This window comes from Streptomyces sp. DS1-CR2, from assembly GCF_055760475.1.
This window is the reverse complement of record NZ_CM147085.1, coordinates 525,724-549,538: the sequence shown is the minus strand read 5'-3', so window position 1 is coordinate 549,538 and position 23,815 is coordinate 525,724. Positions and strand designations below refer to the sequence as shown.

Below are 23,815 nucleotides of genomic sequence, written 5' to 3'. Positions count from 1 at the left end.
ATCGTGATCGGGGAGGTGGGCCTAGAAGTGCAGCAGGCGCTTGATGTCGGCCACGACGTTTGCGTGCAACCACCAGACTCGTGGAGTCACGGCGGGTGGCACCGCCGGTGTGCGGCTGGCGGTCCCGGAGGTGGCTACTGAGGCGAGTCGCTGGTGTCGGCTGCCCTGTTCCGGTGGTCTGTGGGGGTGGCGGGGGAGGGTTGTGCCTGGGGCGTGGCGGGGGTGGCTGCCAGGCTGGCGAGGAGCTTGAGCCGGTCTTCGTCGGGGGTGCCCGGTTCGGCGGTGTAGATGGTCAGGGAGTGCGCCTCGCGGGTGGACAGGGGCAGGTCCAGCGGCTGGTAGGTGAGTTCCAGCGGGCCGGCGTCGGGGTGGTTGAAGGATTTGACGCCGCCGTGGTGGATGCGGACGTCGTGGGCGGCCCAGCGGGTGCGGAACTCGGTACTCAGGGTGGACAGCTCTCCGATGAGTTCCCGCAGTGCCTTGTCGTTCGGGTAGCGGCCGGCCTCGGCGCGCAGCAAGGCAGCGGTGAGGGTGAGGGCCTGGTCCCAGTCGGCGACGAAGTGCTGCGCGCCCGGGTCGAGGAAGTAGTAGCGGGCCCAGTTGGGGCGTCCGTGGCCGTCGACGGTGTCGCTGTTGAACATGGGTGACAGGACTGCCCGGGCGAGTGCGTTGGTGGCGACGATGTCGAGGCGACCGTTGGTGACGAAGGCCGCGGACAGGGTCATGGAGTCGAGCAGCCACTGGACGCGGGGCGGGACGTCGATGGCCTTGCGGCGCCGGGGCGCGCGGCCGGCCGGCTGAGCTGCTCGGGCGAGGTCGAAGAGGTAGGTGCGTTCGTCGTCGTCGAGGTGGAGTGCGCGGGCGACCACCCACTGAGATCGTTTCATGCCGACTTCGCAGGTCACCGGCCTGGTGTAACGGTGGGCAGGCGTGCTCGATGTGGTCAGAGGAGAGACCGCCGGCACGTGATCGCTCGCCACGAGCGAGGTCCGGCGTTCCGGGACGGCCCAGGCTGCGATACCTGCCGGAGTCGGCCGAGACGGTCTTCGGGGAGCGGGTCGAGGCGACGGACGGTGGGCGAAACCGTCGGGCATGGTGGCGCCGGATGCCCGAGCCGGCTCGTACCGCTGCCTTCCCCCGCAGAGTCGGCCGGGCCGCAGGCGGAAGGGCCGGTTCGATCCTTAACGTGAGCGCCCTATGCGGGAGTTGGCCAGTCCGGATCGGGTCGCCCATGTGGTGGGGGAGGGCGAGGAACAGCAGGCACTGGATCTTGTACTTCCGGCTGTTCTTTCGGACTCCGGGCAGCGAGAGCGAACGCGGCTGCACCACCCCTCGAAGTTGGCGACATCGACATCGAGATCGAAAACTCGGAGAAGGCGCCAACTACGACGACCCGTTGGTGCCAACTGTCGCGCTCAACCAGAACCAGCGGACCAGGTCATATCGGCCCGGCGGTGTCATGTATCTCGCAAAGTCACATGGGTGTTGCGGCGAGCGGAGGCTGTCGGTGACAGGCCGCATTTTCCCTTTGTTGCGGTTGGCGGGTTAGCTGGCACCGGTCCACGGCGTTCAAGAAGTTCCTCATCAAGATCGACAGTGAGGTTCCCGGGAACCTGCAGGTCCACTCGATCTGCGACACATTGAAGTTTCAGTGGCAAGAGTTTCCTGGCAGTCAGGCCGGCGGCAGGCGACCGCACTGCCCGTCTCCGCCGGTGCGAGCCGGGCAAGGGCGGTGTAGACAGGAGTCATGCCGCAGCGCCTCGATGGACTTCGACGGCCGGTGCGAGCGGGTCGGGCGTTGATCGCCATCCCGATCGCGTGGATTGTTGCGGTGTCCGTGATCGACGTTCTTTCTCCGCCCGACATTCATCTGGGTCCGCTGCTCGTCGCGGCACCGGCGATCACGCCGTTGTTCGGCGGGCCCTGGACGGTGGGCCTGGTTGCTGTACTGGCGGTGATCGCGCAGGCGACCCTCGGGGCGCTGCGCGATCGTGACGGGATGCTCTCGGCCAACCACCAGGCACAGATCATCGCCCTGATCCTGGTGGGCGCGAGCCTCGTGATCTTCTCTGTGCTGCGGGAGCGTCGCGCAAAAGAGCTGGCGCAGGTGCGGTACGTGTCCGAGACCGCCCAGCGTGTGGTCCTGCCGCCACTGCCCAAGAAGCTCGGACCGCTGCGAGCCGCCTCCCTCTATCTCGCCGCGGAGGCCGAGGCCCGGATCGGCGGGGACCTGTACGCGGCGGCACGTACCACCTCCGGCACCCGGCTAATGGTCGGCGACGTGCGGGGGAAGGGGATGACCGCGGTCAATGACGCGGCCCTGCTGCTCGGAGCGTTCCGCATCGCGGCCCACCGCCAGGCGAGCCTGGGCGAGCTGGTGGCCTACCTCGACCGAAGCGTGTGCTGGGACCTGATGGAGCCGGGCGAAACGAACCGCTACGGAGAAACCTTCATCACCGCCGCCCTCCTGGACCTCCCCGACCACGGCGGCCGGGTCCAGATGATCTCCTGCGGTCACCCGCCGCCGATCGTCCTCCGTGACGGCCGGCCGACGACCATGGACGCCCGCATTCCCGCACCCCCCTTGGGCCTCGGCGAACTGGCGCATCCGCGCTACCGCGTCGACAGCTTCCCGTTCGAGCCGAAAGACCTTCTACTGCTGTACACGGACGGCGTCACCGAGGCCCGCGACTCCACCGGCACCTTCTACCCGCTCGCCGAGCGCATCACAGGCTGGACCGAGAACAACCCCGACGCCTTCCTCGACCGCCTCCGCCGCGACCTGCTGCACCACGTCGGCGGACACCTGAACGACGACGCCGCCATGATCGTCATACAACGCCCCGCCACGCCCTGGGCCTGATCACCCGGCCCCCTCTTGCACCACTCAAACTTCGAGGGCACGCGCTCAAGGTTCGCTGTCACGGGACAGGTGGCCGGACATCGCGTAGCGGCGGACGGCAAGGCCGGAGTCGAGTTCCTCGCCGATCGTCTCGCACAGCGGCGCGAGGACATCGGCTGCGTCCGGGTCGGACGGATACGCCGGGGCGACTTCGAGCATCAGCTCACCGATCGCGTACGTGCTGGCGGCGAGTTCGTCGACGACGTGGCGCAGCGCGGCGAGCGCGGGATCCGCCGACGGTTCGGCGGGCGGCGGGCGGCGGGGGCGGTGTGGTGCGGACGTCGCGGACGGCCTGGCAGACCACGGCGCGCACCGCGGGCTCATCGAGGGCCGTCAGATCGCTGTGGGCGAGTGCGGCGAGACGGCGGGTGATCAGTTCCGCGACGTCGTCGGTGCGGCCGGAGACGGCGATCAGGGCACGCTGGGACAAGCCGTAGTCGAGCGTGGCCACGGCTGCTGGGTCGGTGTCTCGCGTGCGAGATGGACCGGTGCCAGCCGTGACGGCGCCGTGGATCGCGCCCAGGGCGCGAGCGACCTCCAGCAGCCGGTACGGCGGCGCCCGGGACTGGGACAGGCCGCGGGTCCGGCCGACGCCGACGGTCTCGTATCCGATCCCTTGGGACCGGGGCCACTGGGCGAGGCACCACCCGACGCAGCAGCGGCGCGGAGAAGCCGGGCCCTGCTCGCATTGGGTGGTGCCGGGCGGGGCCCACGCTCCTCCTACTCGATTCGTGCCCGGATCTTGCGGATGCCCCAGCCGCTCGCGCCGACAATCGCCGCGGCCAAAACGAGGAAGGGACGGCAGCGCGTCGGAGACGTGCCGCCGGAGCCGGCTGCCGCCTGCGATCGTGCATGGACCAGCCTGCCCAGCGCGTCGCACCTTGCCAGAGCCGGCGTGTCGCATCTGTGTGCCCTGGAGCCTGTGCCGTCGAAGGCGACTCTGACGGCGTCGCCCGCGAGTCCCGCTGCCGCATCGGCGCAGGCATCGGAGAAGGTTACTTACTGCCCGCCGTGTGTCGGGTGGCGCAATCCTGGTGACCTCACTCCACGGGCTCCACCCGCTCCTGGCGAAGGGACGGCCTGGAGTCGGGCTACGTCCGGGCGGCGCGGACGAGCCGGTTGTACTCCAGGTCGGACTGCCTCATGGCCTCGACGGAGAGGTCGACGCCGCTCAGCTGATTTCTGAGGGCGACGTACACCGCGGCGTGCGCTGCCATCTGCTCGGGACCGACGCTTTGGGGCGACCAGGAGATCAGGACAATGGCGTCTCTGCGACTGCCGTCCCGGTCGGCGAAGCGGAGTTCATAGGCCACGAGGCGTGGATCGGACGGCAGGGCTTTGAGGAGCTCGTCGTGGGTCAGGTTCCCTTCGTAGTCCAGGATGAGGGTGTCCAGGTTGTCGTTGAGCCGGTACAGGACCGTGGTGATGTGCCGGTTGCTTTTGAGTTCGTTGAAGGCGTCGATGCAGCGGTCTTCCACTGAGATAGCACTGGTCACGACGGCACCTTCCGATCACGGGGACGTTCGGACAGCTCAACGAACCCTTGACCGGGAGGTTGTGGATAGGGGCCGTTCGGCAGCACCTAACTCCAGGGCGGGGCCGCCTGTGGCGCTTGCCTACGAGCCGACCTTCCTCACGCTTGGGGCACGCGCTCGAGGACCTCCGCGGCGCCGTCGCCGCCGTCGAGACGGACCGTAGTTGCGCCGAGGCGGCCGAGAACGGGTGCTGCTGATGACCGCGCTGCCCCTCGGGCCTGCGCCGGCCCGCATCAACCAGCTCGCCCGCCGCATACGCCTGCGACCGGATGGGCCGGTCGGCGATGCCGTAACTTTCCGTCATGCGTGCGCTTCCAAGTCGAATTGGAGAGTGACTGATGGCCGATGGAGTAGTTCTCGACGGAGTGCTGACCCGTCTTGTCCCGACGACCGAGGATGATTTGGACCTGCTGGGCCGATGGTTCGCTTCCCCAGACGTCGTCGAGCACTGGGGTGGCGTACCGATATCGCGTGACGAGGTGGCCGAGAAGTACGTCGGGCGGCGCCGGCCGCGTGTGGAGTCTTTCCTTGTACTGGCACAGGGCACACCGGTGGGCTACGCACAGTACTGGCACGCTGGCGTGGCTGAAGGTGGTATCGACATGGTGTTGGGACCGGAGGCGCGCGGCCGGGGCTTGGGGCCGGATGCAGCTCGCGCGCTTCTTGCGCACTTGGGCGGGACTCTTGGATGGCGGCGCGTGACAGTCGATCCCGTGAGAGGGAACGTGCGGGCAGTGCGCGCCTGGGAGAAGGCCGGCTTCCGGCAGGTGTCGAGCGAAGCTGAGAGCCTACTCATGGAGTTCAGCTTTGCCGAGGGTCGCCAGGACTGACCGTTGTGCGTCATGGTCGGCCGTCACTACTGGTTACGCCAGCAGGACTCGTTTCCGGAGGAGTTGGAAGCCGGCCCGGCCGAACATTTGGCGCTTGAGCATCTTGATCCGGTTGACCTGCCCCTCCACCACACCTGAGTTCCAGGGCAGCGTCAGACCGGCGATCACAGCGTCGCGGTCACGGTCGATGCCCGTTGCGAGGGTGTGAAGGCTCGGTAGGTCGTCCTGACGGACGGCGTCGAGCCATTCCAGGAGTCGTTCGCCCTGGCGCTCGGTGAGCATGTGGGCGAAGGACCGGACGTGGCCGGTAAGGGCGTCGAGCTCGGGGCGGTTGGACAGTACGGCTTTGAGCCGGAGTTGTTCGATCTCGGTGAGGGGTTCCGGGCGGCTGAGAATCCATCGGGTCACCAAGCTTGCAGCACCGCGGTTGGGGTGAACTGCATCAGGCAGGTGCGTCACTGGACACGGCGGGTCAGGCGAACCTGCGTATCTGGACCTGCCCGTGCCCGGCTGCGCCGCCTGCTGGGGCTAGGGGCGCGGGGACCCCAGCGGTTTTTCCGGGCGGGCGGGGGGTGTCGGCGGTTCGCCGCGGCGGACGGAGCCGGGAGCGCGGGCGGCGGGACGGTCGGCGTGGGCCGAGGAGGTCAGCTGCCAGGGGACGCTGATGACCATGACGCCGGGTGTGAAGAGGAGGCGGCTCTTGAGCCAGAGGGCGGACTGGTTGTGCAGGAGGTTCTCCCACCAGTGGCCCACGATGTACTCGGGGATGAACACGGCGACGACGTCGCGGGGGCTCTCGCGCCGGATGGAGCGGACGTACTCAACGACCGGCCGGGTCACTTCGCGGTAGGGCGAGTCGAGGATCTTCAGCGGGACCTCGATGCCGTACTCCTCCCAGCGGGCGCGCAGAGCGGCCGCCTCGTCCCGGTCTACGGAGACGGTGAGCGCTTCGAGCTGGTCGGGGCGGAAGGCGCGTGCGTAGGAGAGGGCGCGCAGGGTTGGTTTGTGGATGGTGGAGACGAGCACGATGGCGAACACCCTGCTCGGTGGGGCGAGTTGGTCGCGCGGGTCGGTGACGGCCAGTTCCGCTGCGGTGGCGTCGTAGTGGCGGCGGATGCCGCGCATCATCAGCCACAGCACGGTCGCGGCGAGCACCGCGAGCCAGGCGCCACGGCCCTCCCGCCCGGTGCTCAACTCACCGAGTGGGAAGGGGTGTCAGCCGGTCGGCGCCACCGCGCGTCCGGTCTGCGGGGAGATCATGCCGGCGCACAGCCCCTTGGCCGCCAGGGCCTGCGCGATGCGCGGGATCGCGGCGCGCGTGTTGGCGGGCCAGTCGTGCATGAGGATGATCTGGCCACTCGTGAGCCGTGCCGCCGCTTGCACGATGGCATCGGTACTGGCGCCGTTCCAGTCCTGCGAGTCGACATCCCAAAGGATCTCGGTCAGGCCGTACTTGGCCTCGACGTTCCTCACCGTCGCGTTGGTCTCGCCGTACGGAGGGCGGAACAGCCGGGGCGTGCCACCGCCCGCGCTGCCGATGGCCTGCTGGGTCCGGGAGAGCTCGGAGTCGATCTGCGCCTGGCCGAGCTGGGTCAGGTGAGGGTGGGTGTAGCTGTGGTTGCCGACCCACATGCCGGCGGCGACCTGTGCACGTACCAGGGACGGATTCGCGGCGGCGTACTGCCCCTCGTTGAACATCGTGGCTCGCAGCCCGTTCTGCCGGAGCGTGTCGAGCAGCGCCGGCGTGCTGCTCGACGGGCCGTCGTCGAAGGTCAGCCCGACGTAGCCGGTGCAGGTGGCGGCCTGCGCCGAGGCGCCGGTGTCGACGGCGAGGGTGCAAGCGCCAAGTGTCGCGACGACGGCCAGTTTCGCTATGAGGGACGGTGACGACCGGTGGGGTCGCGTGGCTCCTGGTCGGGTTCTCATGCGGGTGCTCCTGTGGCCTGAGGCGGGGACAGGGACGGGCGGGGCTTGTCGACGTCGATAGGTTGGTACCGGGCTCGTGAGCTGTCAACAGTTTCGGCGTTAAGGGCGAAACTTTTGGTCCACGAGACTTCTCCGTCGTGTGTCAAATGCCCCGTATTCAGGCCTATTTGGCATACGCGTCAAGAGCGATGCGGGGGAGCGGCCAATCTGAGACAGCATGGCGACGCGTCAGCTGGAAGAGTCGTCTGAAACTCTTTCGAACGCGGATTTCCGCCGAGTCGCTGCGGCAACTCCCGTGCCATGCACATCAGTTGACGACTGTTGTGCGCGTCGTTACTGTCCCCCTCGGTTCTTCGATCCATCGATCAATGTTCGAGATATCGGCGATTGGGAGCGCTCCCAAACCTCGCGCTGAGCCCGGCGCGGACCTCTGCCCACCCGGCGTTCCAGCTCTCGCAGGTCCGGCGCCGGGGAGACGACTACCTCCGCCTGCCCTGGCGAACGGGCCTGCTCACCCAGCCCAACTCCGCCTGCTGACCAGCATCGACATAGGAGCCGCTCATGCCCACCGTTGCGTCGTTACCCCGCCCCAGACGCCTCGCCGCAACCCTGCTGACGAGTTCCCTCCTCGTCGGCGGCCTCCTCGCCACGCCCGCCGCGGCAGCCGTCGTCTCCGATGCGGCGGCGACCACGGCCGTACGCGTCAACCAGGTCGGCTATCTGCCGGACGGCCCCAAGCGCGCCACCGTGGTCACCACGGCGACGCAGTCGCTCACCTGGCAGTTGCGCGACGCGTCAGGGACGGCGGTCGCCTCCGGTGCGACCGTCCCGCGCGGGGCGGACGCCCCCTCCGGGCAGTCCGTCCACGTGGCCGACTTCTCCTCATTCCAGGGTTCCGGCTCGGGATACGTCCTGACGGTGGACGGCAGCAGCAGCGTGCCCTTCGACCTCCGCGCGAACCTGTACGACGGCCTGCGCTCCGACGCGATGGCGTTCTTCTACCACCAGCGCAGCGGCATACCCATCGATGCCTCCCTGGTGGGCTCCGCCTATGCGCGCCCGGCCGGACACCTCGGTGTCGCACCCAACAAGGGCGACACCTCCGTCCCGTGCCAGGCCACCGTGTGCGACTACACCCAGGACGTCAGGGGCGGCTGGTACGACGCGGGCGACCACGGCAAGTACGTGGTGAACGGCGGCATTTCGACCTGGCTGATGGTCAACTCCTTCGAGCGGGCCAAGCGTGCGGGCAAGGACTCGGCGCTGGGCGACTCCTCCCTGAAAGTCCCCGAGCGCGGCAACGGCGTACCCGATGTGTTGGACGAGGCGCGCTGGGAACTCGACTTCCTGATGCGCATGCAGGTGCCCGAGGGCAAGCCGTACGCGGGCATGGCGTTCCACAAGATCCATGACGCGGCCTGGACCGGGATGCCGCTGCGCCCCGACCAGGACCCTCAGCCCCGCGAGCTGCACCGTCCGTCGACGGCGGCGACCCTCAACCTCGCGGCGGCCGCGGCGCAGTGCGCCCGGGTCTACCGGGCCTACGACACCGCGTTCGCCGACCGCTGTCTGTCGGCCGCGCGGCGGGCCTGGACGGCGGCCCGGGCCAACCCGGCGCTGTACGCGCCGGATTCGGACAGCACCGGCGGCGGCGCCTACGGCGACACCACGGTCAGTGACGAGTTCTACTGGGCGGCGGCCGAGCTGTACGCCACGACCGGCGAGAGCGGCTACCGGGACGCGGTCACCGACTCCTCCTGGCACACCTCCTCAACTGCCTTCTCCGCCTACGGATTCGGCTGGGCGGACACGGCCGCACTCGGTCGGCTCACCCTGGCCACCGTCCCCAACGGCCTGCCCGCAGCCGACCGCGACCGGGTCCGGGCCTCGGTCACGGCGGCCGCCGACGGCTACCTGTCCCGGATGGCCGCCCAGGGCTACGCGGCGCCCGTACCGGCGGACGGCTACTTCTGGGGCTCCAACGGCGAGGTCGCGGGCGACGCGATCGTGCTGGCCGTCGCCGGAGAACTGACCGGAAAAGAGCGCTACCGCACCGGCGCGCTGGAGACGATGGACTACCTCCTCGGCCGCAACGCCCTCGGCCAGTCCTACGTGAGCGGCTATGGCGAGACGTCCTCGCAGAACCAGCATCACCGCTTCTGGGCCCACCAGTTGGACGCCTCGTTGCCCCATCCGCCGGCGGGGTCGCTGGCGGGCGGGCCCAACAGCGGCCTCCAGGACCCGGTGGCGGAGGAGAAGTTGGCCGACTGCGCGCCCGCCGCCTGCTACATCGACGACATCGGCTCGTACTCCACCAACGAGGTGGCGGTCAACTGGAACGCCCCGCTGGCCTGGCTCGCCGCCTATGCCGCCGAGCGGACCTCCACCGGCGAACAGCCCACCGGTGCCTGCGCGGTGACGTACAAGACCGACAGCGTGTGGAGCACAGGCTTCACCGCGACGGTCACCGCCAAGAACACGGGCCCGACCGCCGTGGACGGGTGGCAGCTGAGCTGGGCCTACGGGGCCGGGCAGCGCGTCACGAGCGCCTGGAACGCGACCGTCACCCAGAACGGCACCACAGTCGTCGCCCGCGGCACCGACTGGAACCGGACGATCGCACCCGGTGCGACAGCGAGCTTCGGAGTCCAGGGGACCTCCAGCGAGGCCAATCCCGCACCCACGGCCTTCACTCTCAACGGGAAGACCTGCACCTGATCCACGGTCGGCCTGGCCCGGGGCGCGCAATTCCGCTCCGGGCCAGGCTGCAGCGATCTCCTTTCCCCGCAGCCACCCCAATATCATCAACGTCACCCTGGGCACGCCCAAGTGTCCCCGACGGCCTCCGGGGGCTGGAGGAGCGCAGGGTGTCGTTGACCGACAGGGCCATCGAGCAGATCCGCGAGCTGATCCGCTCCGGTGCGCTGCCACCGGGGTCGAAACTGCCGCCCGAGCCCGAACTCGCCGCCCAGCTGGGCCTGTTCCGCAACTCGCGCGCGAGGCGGTCAAGGCGCTGACTGTCGCCGGTGTCCTCGAAGTGCGGCGCGGAGACGGCACGTACGTCACCAGCCTGCAGCCGAGTCTGCTGTCCGAGGGCCTGGGCGGAGCGGTGGAACTCCTGCAGAGCGATCCGACGGCGCTGCTCGACCTGCTGGAGGTCCGCCGTCTCTCGGAACCGGCGGCCACCGCGCTCGCCGCCACCCGGATCTCCGACGCACAACTGGCCGATGTGCGGCGCCACTTGGAGGCCATGCGCGAGGCCCGGGACGATGTGGAGGAGCTCAACTCCCACGACGCGGCGTTCCATCGCGCCGTGATCTCGGCTGCCGGGAACGACGCACTGCTCACGCTCCTGGACGGCGTCTCGGGCCGCACCCTGCGCGCACGCGTCTGGCGCGGCCTCGTCGGCAGGCCTCGGAGCGCACCCTTGCCGAACACGAGGCCATCCACGCGGCGTTGGCCACGCGCGACGCGTCCCTCAGCCAAGCCGCCGCCCTGCTGCACATCAGCACGACCGAGCGCTGGCTGAAGGAACACGTCGACAGCGGAGAGTCGTAGTCCGCGCATCCCGTCATGTCGGTTTCAGTACATGACGGGAAGGCATAGTCCGGGGCTTCACATGTTGGCGGAGTGCCGACATCCGCAAAGCCCGGGCCGTCGACAATGTCGCCAGATCACACGCAAGTTTCGACCCACCTCTTGACAGGTGCACCCCACTACAGCAATTTGGGAGCGCTCCCACAACTTCAAGGCTTGCAACATCTCCCATCAGAGCCGCGGGGGAGGAGACGGTGCGCCGTGACCGGTGGGACCCCGGTCGCAGGGCTTCGGTGACGCCCGTGCGCCCCCTCCCGCATTCGGAGAGAGGAACCAGCATGACGCTGGCGCCCACACCCCCCGCCCGAAGGCGGGCGTCTCGCAGCATCGCCGCCCTGATCGCCACCCTCGCCCTCGCGGCGGCCGCGATCGGGCTCACGCCGTCGCCGGCGGCCGCGGCCGAGCCGCCGACGCTGCATCAGCTCGCCGACGCCAAGGGCAGGTACTTCGGCTCGGCGACCGACAACGGGGAGCTGTCCGACGCCCCGTACACCCAGACCTTGGGTTCCCAGTTCGGGCCGATCACCCCCGGCAACTCCATGAAGTGGGACAGCACCGAGCGCACCCAGGGGCAGTTCAGCTTCACGGGCGGCGACCAGATCGTGAACTTCGCCGAGGCGCACGGCCAGAGCGTTCGCGGCCACACGCTGGTGTGGCACAGCCAGTTGCCCGGCTGGGTGGGACAGCTGCCCGCCTCGCAGGTGCGCCCCGCCATGGAGAACCACATCGCCAATGTCGCCGGCCACTATCGCGGCAAGGTGTTCGCCTGGGACGTCGTCAACGAGCCCTTCAACGAGGACGGCAGCTTCCGCAACTCGCCGTTCTACAACGCCATGGGCAAGGACTTCATCGCCCACGCCCTGCGCGCCGCCCGGGCCGCCGACCCCGACGCCAAGCTGTACATCAACGACTACAACGTCGAGGGCCTCGGCGCGAAGAGCGACGCCCTCTACGCCCTCGCCCGCGATCTGAAGGCCGCCGGCGTGCCGCTCGACGGCGTCGGGCTGCAGGCGCATCTGGCGATCCAGTACGGCTTCCCGAACCAGATGCAGCAGAACATGCAGCGCTTCGCCGACCTCGGCCTCGACGTGGCCGTCACCGAGCTCGACGTGCGGATGCAGTTGCCGATGGACTCGGCGAAGGAGGCCACTCAGGCCGACTACTACCGCCGGGTCACCGAGGCCTGCCTGGCCGTCACCCGGTGCGTCGGGATCACCGTCTGGGACTACACCGACAAGTACTCCTGGATCCCCGGCGTCTTCAACGGCGAGGGCTCGGCCCTCCCGTGGGACGGGAACCTGCAGCCCAAGCCCGTCGTCACGGACGCGATCCGCAAGGCCCTCGGCGAGACCGGCGCGGCCGACACCCAGGCCCCCAGTGTGCCGTCGGGGCTGCGGGTGACCGGCACCACCTCGGCCTCCGTCTCCCTGGCGTGGAACGCCGCCACCGACGACACCGGCGTCACCGGGTACGACGTCTTCCGCGGCGGTACGAAGGCGGGGACGGCCTCCGGCACGTCCTTCACCGACAGCGGGCTCGCCGCTTCCACCGCGTACGCGTACACGGTGCGGGCCCGCGACGCGGCCGGGAACGTCTCGGCGCAGTCCGCTCCGGTGAGCGCCACGACGCAGTCGGCGGGCACGGGCGGCGGCGCCCTGAAGGTCCAGTACAAGAACAACGACCAGTCCGCCGGTGACAACTCGATCAAGCCCGGGCTGCAGTTGGTCAACACCGGTGACTCGGCCGTCGATCTCTCCAAGGTGACCATCCGCTACTACTTCAGCGGCGAGTCCGGCGCCACGACGTACAGCACCTGGTGCGACTGGGCGGTGCTCGGCTGCGGGACGCTCACGCACCGGGTCGTCGCGGTGAGCAGCCCGACGGCCGGCGCCGACCACTACCTGGAGCTGGGATTCGCCGCCACGGCGGGCAGCCTCGCCCCCGGGGCCTCGAGCGGCGAGGCACAACTGCGGTTCAACAAGAGCGACTGGTCGAACTTCAACGAGGCCGACGACTACAGCCGCGGTACGAACACGTCCTTCGCGGACGCACCGAAGATCACCGTCCAACTCGACGGTCAGACGGTCTACGGCACCACTCCCTGAACCACGGTCCGGGCGGCCGGCTCCGCGCGCCCGGACCGTGCCAGCGTGCCGCCACGCCGGGATGGCGAGCAGCCTCGGCACGGCGGCACCTCCACCACCTCCACTCGCATCCGGACCCTCTCTTGGAGGACCTGTGTCCGCACACCCCGAAATGCCTGAACGATCCGAAAGATCCTCGTTACTCTCCCGGCGGTCCTTCGTCGGCGTGGCCGGCGGCGCGCTCGTCGCCCTCGGCGCCGGGCAGGCACTCGCCCGGGCCGCCGAGGCCCCGGACGGGTCCGCCGCACAGGTGGCCGCCGCCGCCAACGGCCCCTACACGGAGGCCTTCCTCACTCAGTACAACAAGATCAAGAACCCGGCCAGCGGCTACTTCAGCCCGGACGGCATTCCCTACCACTGCGCCGAGACCCTGATCGTCGAGGCCCCCGACCACGGCCACCAGACGACCTCCGAGGCGTTCAGCTTCTGGATCTGGCTGGAGGCGGCGTACGGCCGGGTCACCGGCGACTGGGCCCCGTTCAACAAGTCCTGGGAGGTCGCCGAGGCTTCGATCATCCCGCCGCACAACGACCAGCCCACCAACGACTCGTACACCCCCTCCAAGCCCGCCACCTACGCGCCCGAGCACCCGCAGGTCACCAGCTACCCGTCCCAGATGGACTCGTCCGTCCCCGTCGGCTCCGACCCCATCGCCACCGAACTCGCCTCCGCGTACGGGACGATGGACGTCTACGGCATGCACTGGCTGATGGACCTCGACAACGTCTACGGCTTCGGCAACAAGCCCGGCACCGGCGACGAGCTCGGCCCGGGAAAGATGGCGTCCTTCGTCAACAGCTACCAGCGTGGCGCCCAGGAGTCCGTCTGGGAGACCGTCCCGCAGCCCAGCACCGACCTCTTCAAGTACGGCGGCCCCAACGGCTACCTCGACCTCTTCGTCAAGGACGCCTCGTACGCGAAGCAGTGGAAGTACACCAACGCCCCCGACGCCGACGCGCGCGCCGTGCAGGCCGCGTACTGGGCGCTGACGTGGGCGACGGCACAGGGCAAGGCGAGCCAGGTCTCCGCCTCCGTGGCCAAGGCCGCGAAGATGGGCGACTACCTGCGCTACGCGATGTTCGACAAGTACTTCAAGAAAATAGGCAACTGCACCAGCCCCACCGGCTGCCAGGCCGCCTCCGGCCGCGACGCGCAGCACTACCTGCTGTCCTGGTACTACGCCTGGGGCGGCTCCGCCGGCACAGGCGGCGGCTGGGCCTGGCGCATCGGCGACGGCATCGCCCACCAGGGCTACCAGAACCCCCTCGCCGCCTGGGCACTGTCCACCATCCCCGCCCTCACCCCCAAGTCGCCGACCGCGAAAGGCGATTGGCAGAAGTCGCTCACCCGGCAGCTGGAGTTCCTGCGCTGGCTGCAGTCCGCCGAAGGCGCGCTCGCCGGCGGCTGTTCCAACAGCTGGGACGGCCAGTACGGCACCCCGCCGGCCGGCACACCGACCTTCTACGGCATGGCGTACGACTGGCAGCCCGTCTACCACGATCCGCCCAGCAACAACTGGTTCGGCTTCCAGGTGTGGTGCATGGAGCGCGTCGCCCAGTACTACTACGTCACCAACAACGCGACCGCCAAGGCGGTCCTCGACAAGTGGGTGGCCTGGGCCTCCGGGCAGACCACCGTCGGCTCCGACGGCAGTTACCGCTTCCCCTCCACCCTGGGCTGGACCGGCGCCCCCGACACCTGGAACGCCGCGAGCCCCGGCGCCAACACCGGCCTGCACGTGTCGGTCGTCGACTACAGCGACGACGTCGGCGTGGGCGCGGCGCTGGCCATGACGCTGATCTACTACTCCGCGAAGTCCGGGGACGCCGACGCCGCCGGACTCGCCAAGTCCCTGCTCGACGCCATGGCCGGGCACGCGGACACCAAGGGCATCGCCGTCCCCGAGACCCGCCGCGACTACGACCGCTTCGACGACCCGGTGTACTTCCCGGCGAGCTGGTCCGGTACCTCCCCGCAGGGCGTGAAGCTGGGCACCGGTACGACCTTCATCGGGATGCGGCCGTGGCTCAAGCAGGAGCCGGGCTGGTCGAAGGTGCAGACGTACCTCGACGGCGGCGCCCCGCCGGTCTTCACGTACCACCGCTTCTGGGCGCAGGCGGCGCTGGCGCTCGCCTTCGCCTCGTACGCCGAGCTCCTCGGCGACGAGGGCGGCCCCGGCGGCGGCAGCGACACCACCGCGCCGACCGTCCCGACCGGCCTGACGGTGACGGCGACGACCGGCACCAGCGTGTCGCTGAGCTGGACGGCGTCCACCGACGACACCGGCGTGGCGGCGTACGACGTCTACCGCGACGGCACCCCGGTCGGCACCCCGACCGCGACCACCTACACCGACAGCGGGCTCTCCGCCGCCACCGCCTACCACTACCGGGTCGCCGCCCGCGACGCTGCGGGCAACGCCTCCGCACTGTCCGCCGAGGCCACCGGCACCACCAAGGCCGGCGGAGGTACGGGCGGGGCCAAGGTCCAGTACAAGAGCACCGACTCCAACGCCACCGACAACGCCCTGAGCATGTCCCTGAAGGTCGGGAACACCGGCGGCGGCGCGCTCAGCCTGTCCACGGTGACCGTCCGCTACTACTTCACCGGCGACGGCGGCCCGTCCACGTACAGCACCTGGTGCGACTGGGCGATGCTCGGCGCCGCCAACATCACCCACCGGGTGGTCGCCATGAGCAGCCCGAAGACCGGCGCGGACCACTACCTGGAGGTCGGCTTCAGCGCCGGCGCGGGTAGCGTCGCCGCGGGCGGCGACTCCGGCGAGATACAGCTGCGCGTGCACAAGAGCGACTGGTCGAACTTCAACGAGGCCGACGACTACAGCCGCGGCACCAACGCGTCCTTCGCGGACGCCTCCAAGATCACCGCGTATGTCGGCGGCGAGCTCGTCTGGGGTGCGGCGCCGTGACGGGACGACACCTGCGCGGCGCCCTCGCCGCCTCCGCCGCGGGCATCCTGCTCGCCGGGCTCGCGCTGTTCACCGGCGCGGGCCCGGCGGCGGCCGCGTCGGTCACCGACTGCACTCAGTGGGGCACCACCGAGGTGCAGGGCGGCGCGTACATGTACCAGCAGAACGAGTGGAACTCCTCGGCCCGCCAGTGCGTCAGCGTGGACACCGCGACCGGCGCCTGGAAGGTGACCGAGGCGAACTTCTCGCTCACCACGGCGGGGCCGCCGGCCACATACCCGTCCAGCTACAAGGGCTGCCACTGGGGCGCGTGCACCGCGAACAGCGGCCTGCCGATCCGGGTGAGCGAGCTGGGCAGCGCCCGGTCTACGTTCGACACCACGCAGGTCGCCTCCGGCGTCTGGGACGCCGCGTACGACCTGTGGTTCAACTCCACGCCCACGACCGACGACCAGCCGGACGGCACCGAGTTGATGATCTGGATCAACCACCGCGGCGGCGTCCAGCCCATCGGCTCCCGCACGGCCACGGTCACCATGGACGGCCGGACCTGGGACGTGTGGACCGGGCCGGGCGCCTCCGGGTGGAAGGTCGTCTCGTACGTGCTGCAGGGCGGCGCCACCGCGGTGACCGACCTCGACGTGAAGCGCCTCGTCGACGACGCCACCGCACGCGGCCAGATCAACCCCGCGCACTACCTGATCGACGCCGAGGCCGGCTTCGAGATCTGGCAGGGCGGCCAGGGGCTGGGCGTGAACTCCTTCTCGTTCGACGCCAGTAAGGGCCCGGTGGGCGGCGGGGACACCACGCCGCCGACCGTGCCCCGCAACCTGCGGTCCAGCGGGGCGAGTTCGTCGTCCACCTCGCTGGCCTGGGACCCCGCCACGGACGACGTCGGCGTCGCGTCGTACGACGTGTACCGCGGCAGCACGCGCGTCGGCTCCACCGGCGGCACGACGTACACCGACACGGGACTGACGGCATCCACCGCGTACAGCTACACCGTGCGCGCCCGGGACGCGGCCGGGAACGTCTCGCCGCCCGCCGGTCCGGTGAGCGTCACCACCACGCCGGGCGGTGGGACGGCTACCGGCAACCTGAAGGTGCAGTACAAGAGCAGCGATACGAGTCTGGCGGACAACGCCATCGGGATGAATCTGCAGTTGGTCAACACCGGGTCCAGTGCGCAGAGTCTGAAGGATGTCGAGATCCGCTACTGGTTCGACGACTCGGCTTCCTCGTACACGACGTGGTGTGACTGGGCGCAGATCGGTTGCTCGAACCTGACCCACTCGGTGTCGACGAACGGCACGACCGCCGGGGCCAATCGCTACCTGAAGGTGAACGTCACCGGCGGCACGCTCGCCGCGGGCGCTTCGACCGGTGACATTCAGTTGCGGCTGCACCGCAGTGACTGGTCGAACTTCAACGAGGCCGACGACTACAGCCACGGCACCGCGAGTTCGTACACGGACGCACCCAAGATCGGCGTCTACTCCGGCGGCCAGCTCCTGTGGGGCACCGCGCCCTGATCCACCCCCAGACACCCGGTGGCGGGAATCCTTCCCGCTGCCTCCCGCCACCGGGCCGTACCTCCGCACACCCTTATCCGAGAGGAGCACCAGAACCCGATGACCACCACCACGCACCCAAGTCGCAAGAGTCGCTTCAGGCGGCTCGCGGCGCTGCTGCCGGCGCTCGCCATGGGCGCCGCGCTCAGCGTCGCACTGCCGGGCGCGCCTGCCTCGGCGGCCGCGGCGGCCCGTGTCGACAACCCGTACGTGGGCGCCAAGCCCTACGTCAACCCCGACTGGTCCGCCAAGGCGAAGGCCGAGCCGGGCGGCTCCGCCATCGCCGACGAGCCCAGCTTCGTCTGGATGGACCGGATCGCCGCGATCACCGGGACCTCCAACGGCCGCGGCCTGCGCGCCCATCTCGACACCGCGCTGACGCAGGGCGCCACGCTCTTCCAGGTCGTCATCTACGACCTGCCGGGCCGCGACTGCTCGGCGCTCTCCTCCAACGGCGAGCTGAAGGCGGAGGAGCTCAGCCGGTACAAGTCGGAGTACATCGACCCGATCGCGGCGATCCTCGCCGACCCGAAGTACGCCGCACTGCGGATCTCCGCGCTGATCGAGCCGGACTCGCTGCCCAACATGGTCACCAACGCGGGCAGCGCGGCCGGCGCCACGGACGCCTGCCGGCACGTGAAGGAGCTGGGGGCGTACGAGCACGGCGTGGGCTACGCGCTGAACAAGCTCGGCGACATCCCCAACGTCTACAACTACATCGACGCAGGCCACCACGGCTGGCTCGGCTGGGACACCAACTTCGACCCGGCCGTCGACGAGTTCAAGATCGCCGCCACCACCGAGGGCGCGACGGTCGACGACGTCGCCGGCTTCATCGTCAACACCGCCAACTACGGGGCGCTGCACGAGCCGAACTTCAAGGTCACCGACTCCGTGAACGGCACCACCGTGCGCCAGTCCAAGTGGGTCGACTGGAACTACTACGTCGACGAGCTGTCCTACGCCCAGGCGCTGCGCGACCGCCTGGTCAGCCGCGGCGGCTTCAACTCCGGCCTCGGCATGCTCATCGACACCGCCCGCAACGGCTGGGGCGGCACCGCACGACCCACCGGACCCGGCCCGCAGACCTCCGTCGACGCCTACGTTGACGGCGGCCGCATCGACCGCCGCTTCCACACCGGCAACTGGTGCAACCAGCAGGGCGCCGGAGTCGGCGAGCGCCCGCAGACCGCGCCCGAGCCGGGCATCGACGCGTACGTGTGGGCCAAGCCCCCGGGCGAGTCGGACGGCAACAGCGAGCCCATCGACAACGACGAGGGCAAGGGCTTCGACCGGATGTGCGACCCGACCTACGGGGGCAACGCGCGCAACGGCAACAACCCGACCGGCGCCATGGCCGACGCCCCGCTGGCCGGCCGCTGGTTCTCCGCACAGTTCCAGATGCTGCTGACCAACGCCTACCCACCGCTGAACGGCGGCGGGGACCCGGGTACCGACACCCAGGCGCCGAGCGTCCCGGCGGGGCTGAAGACGACGGGCGTCACCTCGTCGTCGGTGTCGCTGTCCTGGACCGCCTCGACGGACAACGTGGGCGTCGCGTCGTACGACGTGTACCGCAACGGGACGCTCGTCGGTTCCACCGGCGGCACGACGTACACCGACAGCGGTCTGACCGCCTCCACCACCTACCAGTACAAGGTGCGGGCGCGGGACGCGGCCGGGAACGCCTCGGCCCAGTCCGCCCAGGTCGCCGGCACGACGACTTCGGGGGGTGGGACGAGTACCGGCAACCTGAAGGTGCAGTACAAGACGAGCGATACGAGTCTGACGGACAACGCCATCGGGATGAATCTGCAGTTGGTCAACACCGGGTCCAGTGCGCAGAGTCTGAAGGATGTCGAGATCCGCTACTGGTTCGACGACTCGGCTTCCTCGTACACGACGTGGTGTGACTGGGCGCAGATCGGCTGCTCGAACCTCACCCACTCGGTGACGACGAACGGCACGACCACCGGGGCCAATCGCTACCTGAAGGTCAATGTCACCGGCGGCACGCTCGCCGCGGGTGCCTCGACGGGTGACATCCAGTTGCGGCTGCACCGGGCCGACTGGTCGAACTTCAACGAGGCCGACGACTACAGCCACGGCACCGCGAGCTCCTACACGGATGCACCGAAGATCGGCGTCTACTCCGGCGGCCAGCTCGTGTGGGCCACCGCCCCGTAACCCGCAAGGCCTGACTCACGTACGGCGCGACGCGCCCCCGGGGTTTTTCGCTCCGGGGGCGAGTGCCACAACTGGCGCTCAACTGGCGCTCAGGGATGTCGGACTGTCGCACAGGGCATGGTCGACGAGCGTGCCGGTGGCGCGGTTGAGGGCGGCCAGGTCGGACGGCGCCGTGGTGGTGGTGATCGAGACGGCCACCGCGCGTTTGCCGTCCGCGCTCACGGCAGGACGGGTGTTGACGCCTACTCCGTCGCCTTCATGGGTGTAGTGGAAACCGCCGCAGGGAAAGGGGGATCTGGCGCAGCCCGAGGCCGTAGGCGCCCTCGGACATTTCGGCGACGTCGTCCGGGTCGTCGGTGCGCTGGACGGTCTGCCGCATCTCGCGCCACTGCTCGGCGGGGAGCAGCCGGCCGCCGGCCAGGGCACGGAAGAAGGTGTTCAGGTCGGCGGTGGTACTCACCACGCCGGAGTGGGCTCGATCCGTTCGGCGGGCAGGACGCCGATGAGCTCGATGGCACGGGCGGTGGGCAGCGGCAACGCGTCGAGGTCGGCGTCGCTCACGGCGACGGTGCCGTGCGCGGTGTCGTAGCCGCGGGTGATCTCTTGTGCGGAGACTTGCTTCCCGTCGAGTTCGCAGAACTTGCGGATCCGCACTCGGGCGTTGTCGTGCGTGTGGATCAGGTGGAGCGGGGCGGCGGGTGGTTCGACGGTGGGGTGGACGCGGGTGGACACCGAGACGAGTCCGAAGCTGATGTATCCGCTCCAGATGGGCCGGGGCATGGCGCCCTCCCTGGCTGACCAGGGGTTCATGCTAGGTCGAGACGGGGCTCAGTGCTCGTTCCTGGAACGTCTCCGGCCGGGATGTCGACACCATCGGAGCCACTCCGCACACCACACCCCTGATCCGGTCACGGATTCTTTGGTGCAGTAGCGGCGGGCTGGGTGACGTGTGGGCCGAACCGAGCGCGAACTGCATCGGAGGCGGCCTCCAGCCGACGGGCTCTCTCATCGCCGTCGTCAAACAGAAGCTGATGGTGCGCACCGTCTGCAGGACCCCTGTATTGAGCATGAGCGTTGTTGACGCTCCGCGGCAGGGAGGGCGCTCCGACCGACGCGGGGCGCCCTCAGGCGTCCGAACCTTCGTGGCGCACGAGGACGAGCGAGCCCGCGATGAGCAGTGAAGCGATGACGCCGGTGCCGAGCACGGGGAACGGTGTGACCGTCGAGGCGAGGATGGCCAGAGCCGCGACAGGCGGAAGCACGTTGGCCGCCGTGGACAACTGAGCGGCCCGTCGGTGCAGGAGCCACACGCAGGTGACGAAGAGGGCGACGGGCACCGTGTAAACAGCTGCGGCCTGGACGACGGTGAGCGTACGGATGCAGGCCGCGGCGGACCGCGTCTGCCCGGTCCGCGAGGTCCCCGTCTGCTACCGCTTCACCCGGCCCCGGATCGCGAGCGCCGCGAGACCAAGCAGCACCGGCTCCGAGAGCCGGGTTGCCATCTCGATGTACGTGCCAGTGGTGGTGAGGTCCTGGCCGCTGAAACGGAACACGACCGAGTTGAGGGTGACGTTCAGTGCTCTCTCGAACCGCTCCGTCGTGAACCGGTCACCAGTCGGGTTCTTCGGATCATCCTTGTCGATGTCGAATGTGACCCTGCCACCGCCAGGTGGGACGACGTCGATCGCCTCCTGCTTCGGGGACTCATTCGGCAGTCCGAGGCCCATCATCAGCAGAATCATGGTCATCATCGCGAGGGCCAGCCAGCCGACGGCGCGCGCGGCACGCAGACCGTAGCCGGAAAGCAGCCAGTAACCCCACAGCAGGCCGCGTTCGGCGCGCGGGGTGCCGGCGCGATCGTGGCGGCGCATCTCCATTTCGCCGTACTAGAAATCGGCCGCGCCGGGTTCGTTCTTGCCGTCTTCGAACGCCTTGCGCAGCTGCCGGTACAGAGCGGCCACGTTCTCCGGGTCCGGGGTGAGGTCGGGGCCGGGGTGATGAGGTCCGGTACGCCAGTCCCGTGGGGCAGGGGTCTGGCCTGTGGGCAGGGCTGGTTGGCCGGCGCTCTGTGCGCGCCAGTGGTGTTCCTCGGCCAGGGTGCGTCGGCGGCTCCACCGGCAGGGCCATGTGTGGCAAACCGCGCACCTCTGAACCAGGCACCGCTGGAGAACTGCGCCTCGGCAAAACCTACGCCGGCGGAGAAATGCGCTGCGTGGAACCTGGCATCGCCGGAGAACTGCGCCCTGGCGAACTCCGCGTTTTTGACGAACTGTGCTTTTTGGAACTGAGCGTCGTGAGAGAACCACGCGTGGAAATGGGCATTTCCGGAGAACCGTGCCACATTGAACCCGGCTTCGCTGGAGAAATGTGCTCCGTCGAAGCGGGCCTGGCCACCGGCTGATCTTCGAAGTGTCGAAGTATCGAAGTGTCGAAGTGTCGAAGTGTCGAAGCCTCGAAGCCCGCAGGTCGGCAGTGTCGGCAAACGGCGGGCGTCGACAGTCCTACTCGCGGGTCCCCTGTCCGAGGTGGGAGTCCGGGGCGAAAACCGCCGCTGTCCCTCGCTCACCTGCCGTAACCGCAGCGACGTGGGCGGGCCGGGCGTTGATTTGCAGGGTCGACCGGGCGCGCGTCACCCTGATAGTCGAGGGCAGGTGCTGACGTGCATACCAGCGACGAGATCTACCACCGGGTGCTCTGGGACCCGCGCTTCGACCCCGAGCGGTTCGTGATGGGGGTCGCCGAGCGCGGGGCCCCGCCGAAGCGGGTCCTGCTCGGCGACTTCGTGCCGGGCGGGGAGATCCCGTGGCACCGGGTGGTGTTCTTCGAGGCGGACGGCGAGGTCGTCTGGGACCGCGCCTGCGGCGTCGACCGGCTCGACGAGACCCTCGTCGGGCAGGTCGGTCCCGTGCCGGCCCCGGCACCCGGCGACGTCCTCGCCGTCCCGTCGACGAACCGCACCGCCCTCGCCTGGCTGCCGCCGGCAAAGTTGTGGCCGCCGATCCAGCACATTCGCCGCGAACACGACCGGCAGATCCGCCGCTGGCCGCCGCACGTCAACGTGCTCTTCGGTTTCGTCCCCGAGGCCGAGTTCGCCCGGGCCGTGCCGCTGGTCGCCGCGGCGCTCGCCGAGACGCCGCCGTTCTTGGCCCGCCTGGCGGGCGTCCACTGGTTCGGACACCGCGAGGACGCCACCGTCTGGCTCGACCCGGCCGCCGCCGACCACGAGCCCTGGGCGCGGCTGCGGGAATCCCTGGAGCTCCGCTTCCCGCTGTGCGGATCGCACTCGCACGGCTTCACCCCGCACCTGTCCCTCGGCCGTACCCCGGACCCGCACCTCCTCGCACGCAAGGTGGAGGCCCTCCTCGGCCCCATGACGGCCCGGGTCGACGAGCTGGTCGTGCTCTCCCGGCGCGGCGACGAGATGATGCGGGTCCGGGCCCGCGTCCTGCTCGGCAGCGGCGACGTACGTCACCCGGAGAATCCGGCCCCTTCCGGGCAAGCCTCCGCCTCACCGCCCGTCTAGTCAGACGCGCACGGGCTTCGGCCGGCCCGGCCGGCATACAACGAAGTCATGAGTACGCACCCACTCCTTCTGCAGCGACGTGGCCGAGAAGGCGCTCGCCGATCTCGAGGGCGCGCGGGCCGCCGTCGAGGCGGTGCGCCGGCTCGTCGAAGCTGGTGACAGTGTTCTTCCCTCCCAGTCGGCCGAACCGCTGACCAGCGAAGACGCACCTACTTTGCGCCTGGTGTCCGAGGGAGGAGTCCGGGGCCATCTGAAGCGGGGACCTGCCGCCGTTCTGAGACCGATCAGCCTGGCCACAGCGTGAGACGGCCTCAAGACCAGCAGGTCACGGGCACGCGCGTTTGGCCACGAACGGCGAGACCCTACAACGCTAGATCGAGACGGGGCTCAGTGCTCGTTCCTGGAACGTCTCCGGCCGGGATGTCGACACCATCGGAGCCACTCCGCACACCACACCCCTGATCCGGTCACGGATTCTGAACAGCAGGTCCGGGTGCTGGAGCTGGTCGAGATGGAAATGGAGGCGCAGGACCTGGCGGGGGCGTCGGCCTCGACGGGCTGGTGCATGCGCTGGAGGCGCCGAGGGCCACGGCGCCTTCCCGTCCGGCGTCGTCATGGGTGGTGTCGTTGGGTCGACCAGGGCCTGCCGCCACAGCGTCACCGCATGCTCC

17 protein-coding genes and 6 pseudogenes are annotated in these 23,815 nt (G+C 69.5%); 10 read left to right on the top strand and 13 right to left on the bottom strand.

Annotation, left to right across the window (positions count from 1 at the left end; translation table 11 throughout):
• Positions 1-134: 134 nt before the first annotated feature.
• Complete coding sequence (locus ACY0PA_RS02750; RefSeq protein WP_473083147.1) at positions 135-887, bottom strand: MmyB family transcriptional regulator; 753 nt, start codon at positions 885-887, stop codon at positions 135-137.
• A gap of 860 nt (positions 888-1,747) precedes the next feature.
• On the opposite strand from ACY0PA_RS02750, the gene ACY0PA_RS02745 reads away from it, so the two are divergent.
• Complete coding sequence (locus ACY0PA_RS02745; protein WP_473083146.1) at positions 1,748-2,863, top strand: PP2C family protein-serine/threonine phosphatase; 1,116 nt, start codon at positions 1,748-1,750, stop codon at positions 2,861-2,863.
• A gap of 45 nt (positions 2,864-2,908) precedes the next feature.
• Here ACY0PA_RS02745 and ACY0PA_RS02740 read toward each other — a convergent pair whose 3' ends face one another.
• The 3 genes from ACY0PA_RS02740 to ACY0PA_RS02730 all read right to left on the bottom strand — a co-directional run bounded on the left by ACY0PA_RS02740 (position 2,909) and on the right by ACY0PA_RS02730 (position 4,398).
• Positions 2,909-3,061 (bottom strand): hypothetical protein, encoded by a 153-nt coding sequence (locus ACY0PA_RS02740; RefSeq protein WP_473083145.1) that lies wholly within the window; start codon positions 3,059-3,061, stop codon positions 2,909-2,911.
• A gap of 4 nt (positions 3,062-3,065) precedes the next feature.
• The gene (locus ACY0PA_RS02735) at positions 3,066-3,353 is read right to left on the bottom strand and encodes a hypothetical protein (protein WP_473083144.1); all 288 of its coding nucleotides are present in this window, start codon (positions 3,351-3,353) and stop codon (positions 3,066-3,068) included.
• Between the two features lie 640 nt (positions 3,354-3,993).
• Positions 3,994-4,398, bottom strand: a complete 405-nt coding sequence (locus tag ACY0PA_RS02730; RefSeq protein ID WP_473083143.1) for a cofilin family protein — start codon at positions 4,396-4,398, stop codon at positions 3,994-3,996.
• A 377-nt stretch (positions 4,399-4,775) separates the two neighbouring features.
• Here ACY0PA_RS02730 and ACY0PA_RS02725 point away from each other — a divergent pair, with 377 nt between their 5' ends.
• A complete protein-coding gene (locus ACY0PA_RS02725; RefSeq protein ID WP_473083142.1) occupies positions 4,776-5,267 on the top strand; it encodes a GNAT family N-acetyltransferase in 492 nt (163 codons plus the stop codon).
• 33 nt (positions 5,268-5,300) lie between these two features.
• Here ACY0PA_RS02725 and ACY0PA_RS02720 read toward each other — a convergent pair.
• The 3 genes and pseudogenes from ACY0PA_RS02720 to ACY0PA_RS02710 form a co-directional block, all read right to left on the bottom strand.
• Positions 5,301-5,675 (bottom strand): annotated as a pseudogene (locus ACY0PA_RS02720) (ISL3 family transposase); the annotation flags it as partial.
• Positions 5,676-5,795: 120 nt separating this feature from the next.
• A pseudogene (locus ACY0PA_RS02715) lies at positions 5,796-6,437 on the bottom strand (DNA-binding protein); the annotation flags it as partial.
• 45 nt (positions 6,438-6,482) lie between these two features.
• Positions 6,483-7,193 carry a polysaccharide deacetylase family protein gene (locus tag ACY0PA_RS02710; RefSeq protein ID WP_473083141.1) on the bottom strand — a complete coding sequence of 237 codons (711 nt, stop codon included), beginning with the start codon at positions 7,191-7,193 and terminating at the stop codon, positions 6,483-6,485.
• A gap of 561 nt (positions 7,194-7,754) precedes the next feature.
• On the opposite strand from ACY0PA_RS02710, the gene ACY0PA_RS02705 reads away from it, so the two are divergent.
• The 6 genes and pseudogenes from ACY0PA_RS02705 to ACY0PA_RS02680 all read left to right on the top strand — a co-directional run bounded on the left by ACY0PA_RS02705 (position 7,755) and on the right by ACY0PA_RS02680 (position 19,621).
• The gene (locus ACY0PA_RS02705; protein WP_473083140.1) at positions 7,755-9,911 is read left to right on the top strand and encodes a glycoside hydrolase family 9 protein; all 2,157 of its coding nucleotides are present in this window, start codon (positions 7,755-7,757) and stop codon (positions 9,909-9,911) included.
• Between the two features lie 149 nt (positions 9,912-10,060).
• A pseudogene (locus tag ACY0PA_RS02700) lies at positions 10,061-10,751 on the top strand (FadR/GntR family transcriptional regulator).
• 317 nt (positions 10,752-11,068) lie between these two features.
• The gene (locus tag ACY0PA_RS02695) at positions 11,069-12,895 is read left to right on the top strand and encodes an endo-1,4-beta-xylanase (protein ID WP_473083139.1); all 1,827 of its coding nucleotides are present in this window, start codon (positions 11,069-11,071) and stop codon (positions 12,893-12,895) included.
• Positions 12,896-13,100: 205 nt separating this feature from the next.
• On the top strand, positions 13,101-15,863 hold the full coding sequence (locus tag ACY0PA_RS02690; RefSeq protein ID WP_473083138.1) for a glycoside hydrolase family 48 protein: 2,763 nt from the start codon (positions 13,101-13,103) through the stop codon (positions 15,861-15,863).
• Positions 15,860-17,395, top strand: a complete 1,536-nt coding sequence (locus ACY0PA_RS02685) for a GH12 family glycosyl hydrolase domain-containing protein (RefSeq protein WP_473083137.1) — start codon at positions 15,860-15,862, stop codon at positions 17,393-17,395. Before ACY0PA_RS02690 ends, ACY0PA_RS02685 begins: the two co-directional genes overlap by 4 nt.
• 171 nt (positions 17,396-17,566) lie before the next feature.
• Positions 17,567-19,621: a glycoside hydrolase family 6 protein gene (locus tag ACY0PA_RS02680; RefSeq protein ID WP_473086217.1), complete on the top strand. Its 2,055-nt coding sequence runs from the start codon at positions 17,567-17,569 to the stop codon at positions 19,619-19,621.
• Positions 19,622-19,699: 78 nt separating this feature from the next.
• Here the strand turns inward: ACY0PA_RS02680 and ACY0PA_RS02675 are convergent, their stop codons facing one another.
• From ACY0PA_RS02675 to ACY0PA_RS02650, 6 genes and pseudogenes are all read right to left on the bottom strand, one after another.
• Entirely contained in the window at positions 19,700-19,843 is a 144-nt protein-coding gene (locus tag ACY0PA_RS02675; RefSeq protein WP_473083136.1) for a hypothetical protein, read from the bottom strand.
• 34 nt (positions 19,844-19,877) lie between these two features.
• On the bottom strand, positions 19,878-20,081 hold the full coding sequence (locus tag ACY0PA_RS02670) for a hypothetical protein (protein WP_473083135.1): 204 nt from the start codon (positions 20,079-20,081) through the stop codon (positions 19,878-19,880).
• Positions 20,078-20,401 (bottom strand): Ku protein, encoded by a 324-nt coding sequence (locus tag ACY0PA_RS02665; RefSeq protein ID WP_473083134.1) that lies wholly within the window; start codon positions 20,399-20,401, stop codon positions 20,078-20,080. Before ACY0PA_RS02665 ends, ACY0PA_RS02670 begins: the two co-directional genes overlap by 4 nt.
• A 344-nt stretch (positions 20,402-20,745) precedes the next feature.
• The gene (locus ACY0PA_RS02660; protein ID WP_473083133.1) at positions 20,746-20,958 is read right to left on the bottom strand and encodes a hypothetical protein; all 213 of its coding nucleotides are present in this window, start codon (positions 20,956-20,958) and stop codon (positions 20,746-20,748) included.
• A gap of 90 nt (positions 20,959-21,048) precedes the next feature.
• Positions 21,049-21,744: pseudogene (locus tag ACY0PA_RS02655) on the bottom strand (pentapeptide repeat-containing protein); the annotation flags it as partial.
• A 62-nt stretch (positions 21,745-21,806) separates the two neighbouring features.
• Positions 21,807-21,962 (bottom strand): annotated as a pseudogene (locus tag ACY0PA_RS02650) (pentapeptide repeat-containing protein); the annotation flags it as partial.
• Positions 21,963-22,280: 318 nt separating this feature from the next.
• Between ACY0PA_RS02650 and ACY0PA_RS02645 the strand changes: the two are divergent.
• Both ACY0PA_RS02645 and ACY0PA_RS02640 read left to right on the top strand, forming a co-directional pair.
• Positions 22,281-23,099 (top strand): annotated as a pseudogene (locus tag ACY0PA_RS02645) (RNA repair domain-containing protein); the annotation flags it as partial.
• Between the two features lie 124 nt (positions 23,100-23,223).
• Complete coding sequence (locus ACY0PA_RS02640; RefSeq protein WP_473083132.1) at positions 23,224-23,448, top strand: hypothetical protein; 225 nt, start codon at positions 23,224-23,226, stop codon at positions 23,446-23,448.
• Positions 23,449-23,815 lie beyond the last annotated feature (367 nt).

Coding starts and splice junctions, on each gene's coding strand:
- ACY0PA_RS02750 (WP_473083147.1), bottom strand. CDS start 887: ATGAAACGATCTCAGTGGGTGGTCGCCCGCGCACTCCACCTCGACGAC.
- ACY0PA_RS02745 (WP_473083146.1), top strand. CDS start 1,748: ATGCCGCAGCGCCTCGATGGACTTCGACGGCCGGTGCGAGCGGGTCGG.
- ACY0PA_RS02740 (WP_473083145.1), bottom strand. CDS start 3,061: ATGCTCGAAGTCGCCCCGGCGTATCCGTCCGACCCGGACGCAGCCGAT.
- ACY0PA_RS02725 (WP_473083142.1), top strand. CDS start 4,776: ATGGCCGATGGAGTAGTTCTCGACGGAGTGCTGACCCGTCTTGTCCCG.
- ACY0PA_RS02710 (WP_473083141.1), bottom strand. CDS start 7,193: ATGAGAACCCGACCAGGAGCCACGCGACCCCACCGGTCGTCACCGTCC.
- ACY0PA_RS02705 (WP_473083140.1), top strand. CDS start 7,755: ATGCCCACCGTTGCGTCGTTACCCCGCCCCAGACGCCTCGCCGCAACC.
- ACY0PA_RS02695 (WP_473083139.1), top strand. CDS start 11,069: ATGACGCTGGCGCCCACACCCCCCGCCCGAAGGCGGGCGTCTCGCAGC.
- ACY0PA_RS02680 (WP_473086217.1), top strand. CDS start 17,567: ATGGGCGCCGCGCTCAGCGTCGCACTGCCGGGCGCGCCTGCCTCGGCG.
- ACY0PA_RS02665 (WP_473083134.1), bottom strand. CDS start 20,401: ATGCCCCGGCCCATCTGGAGCGGATACATCAGCTTCGGACTCGTCTCG.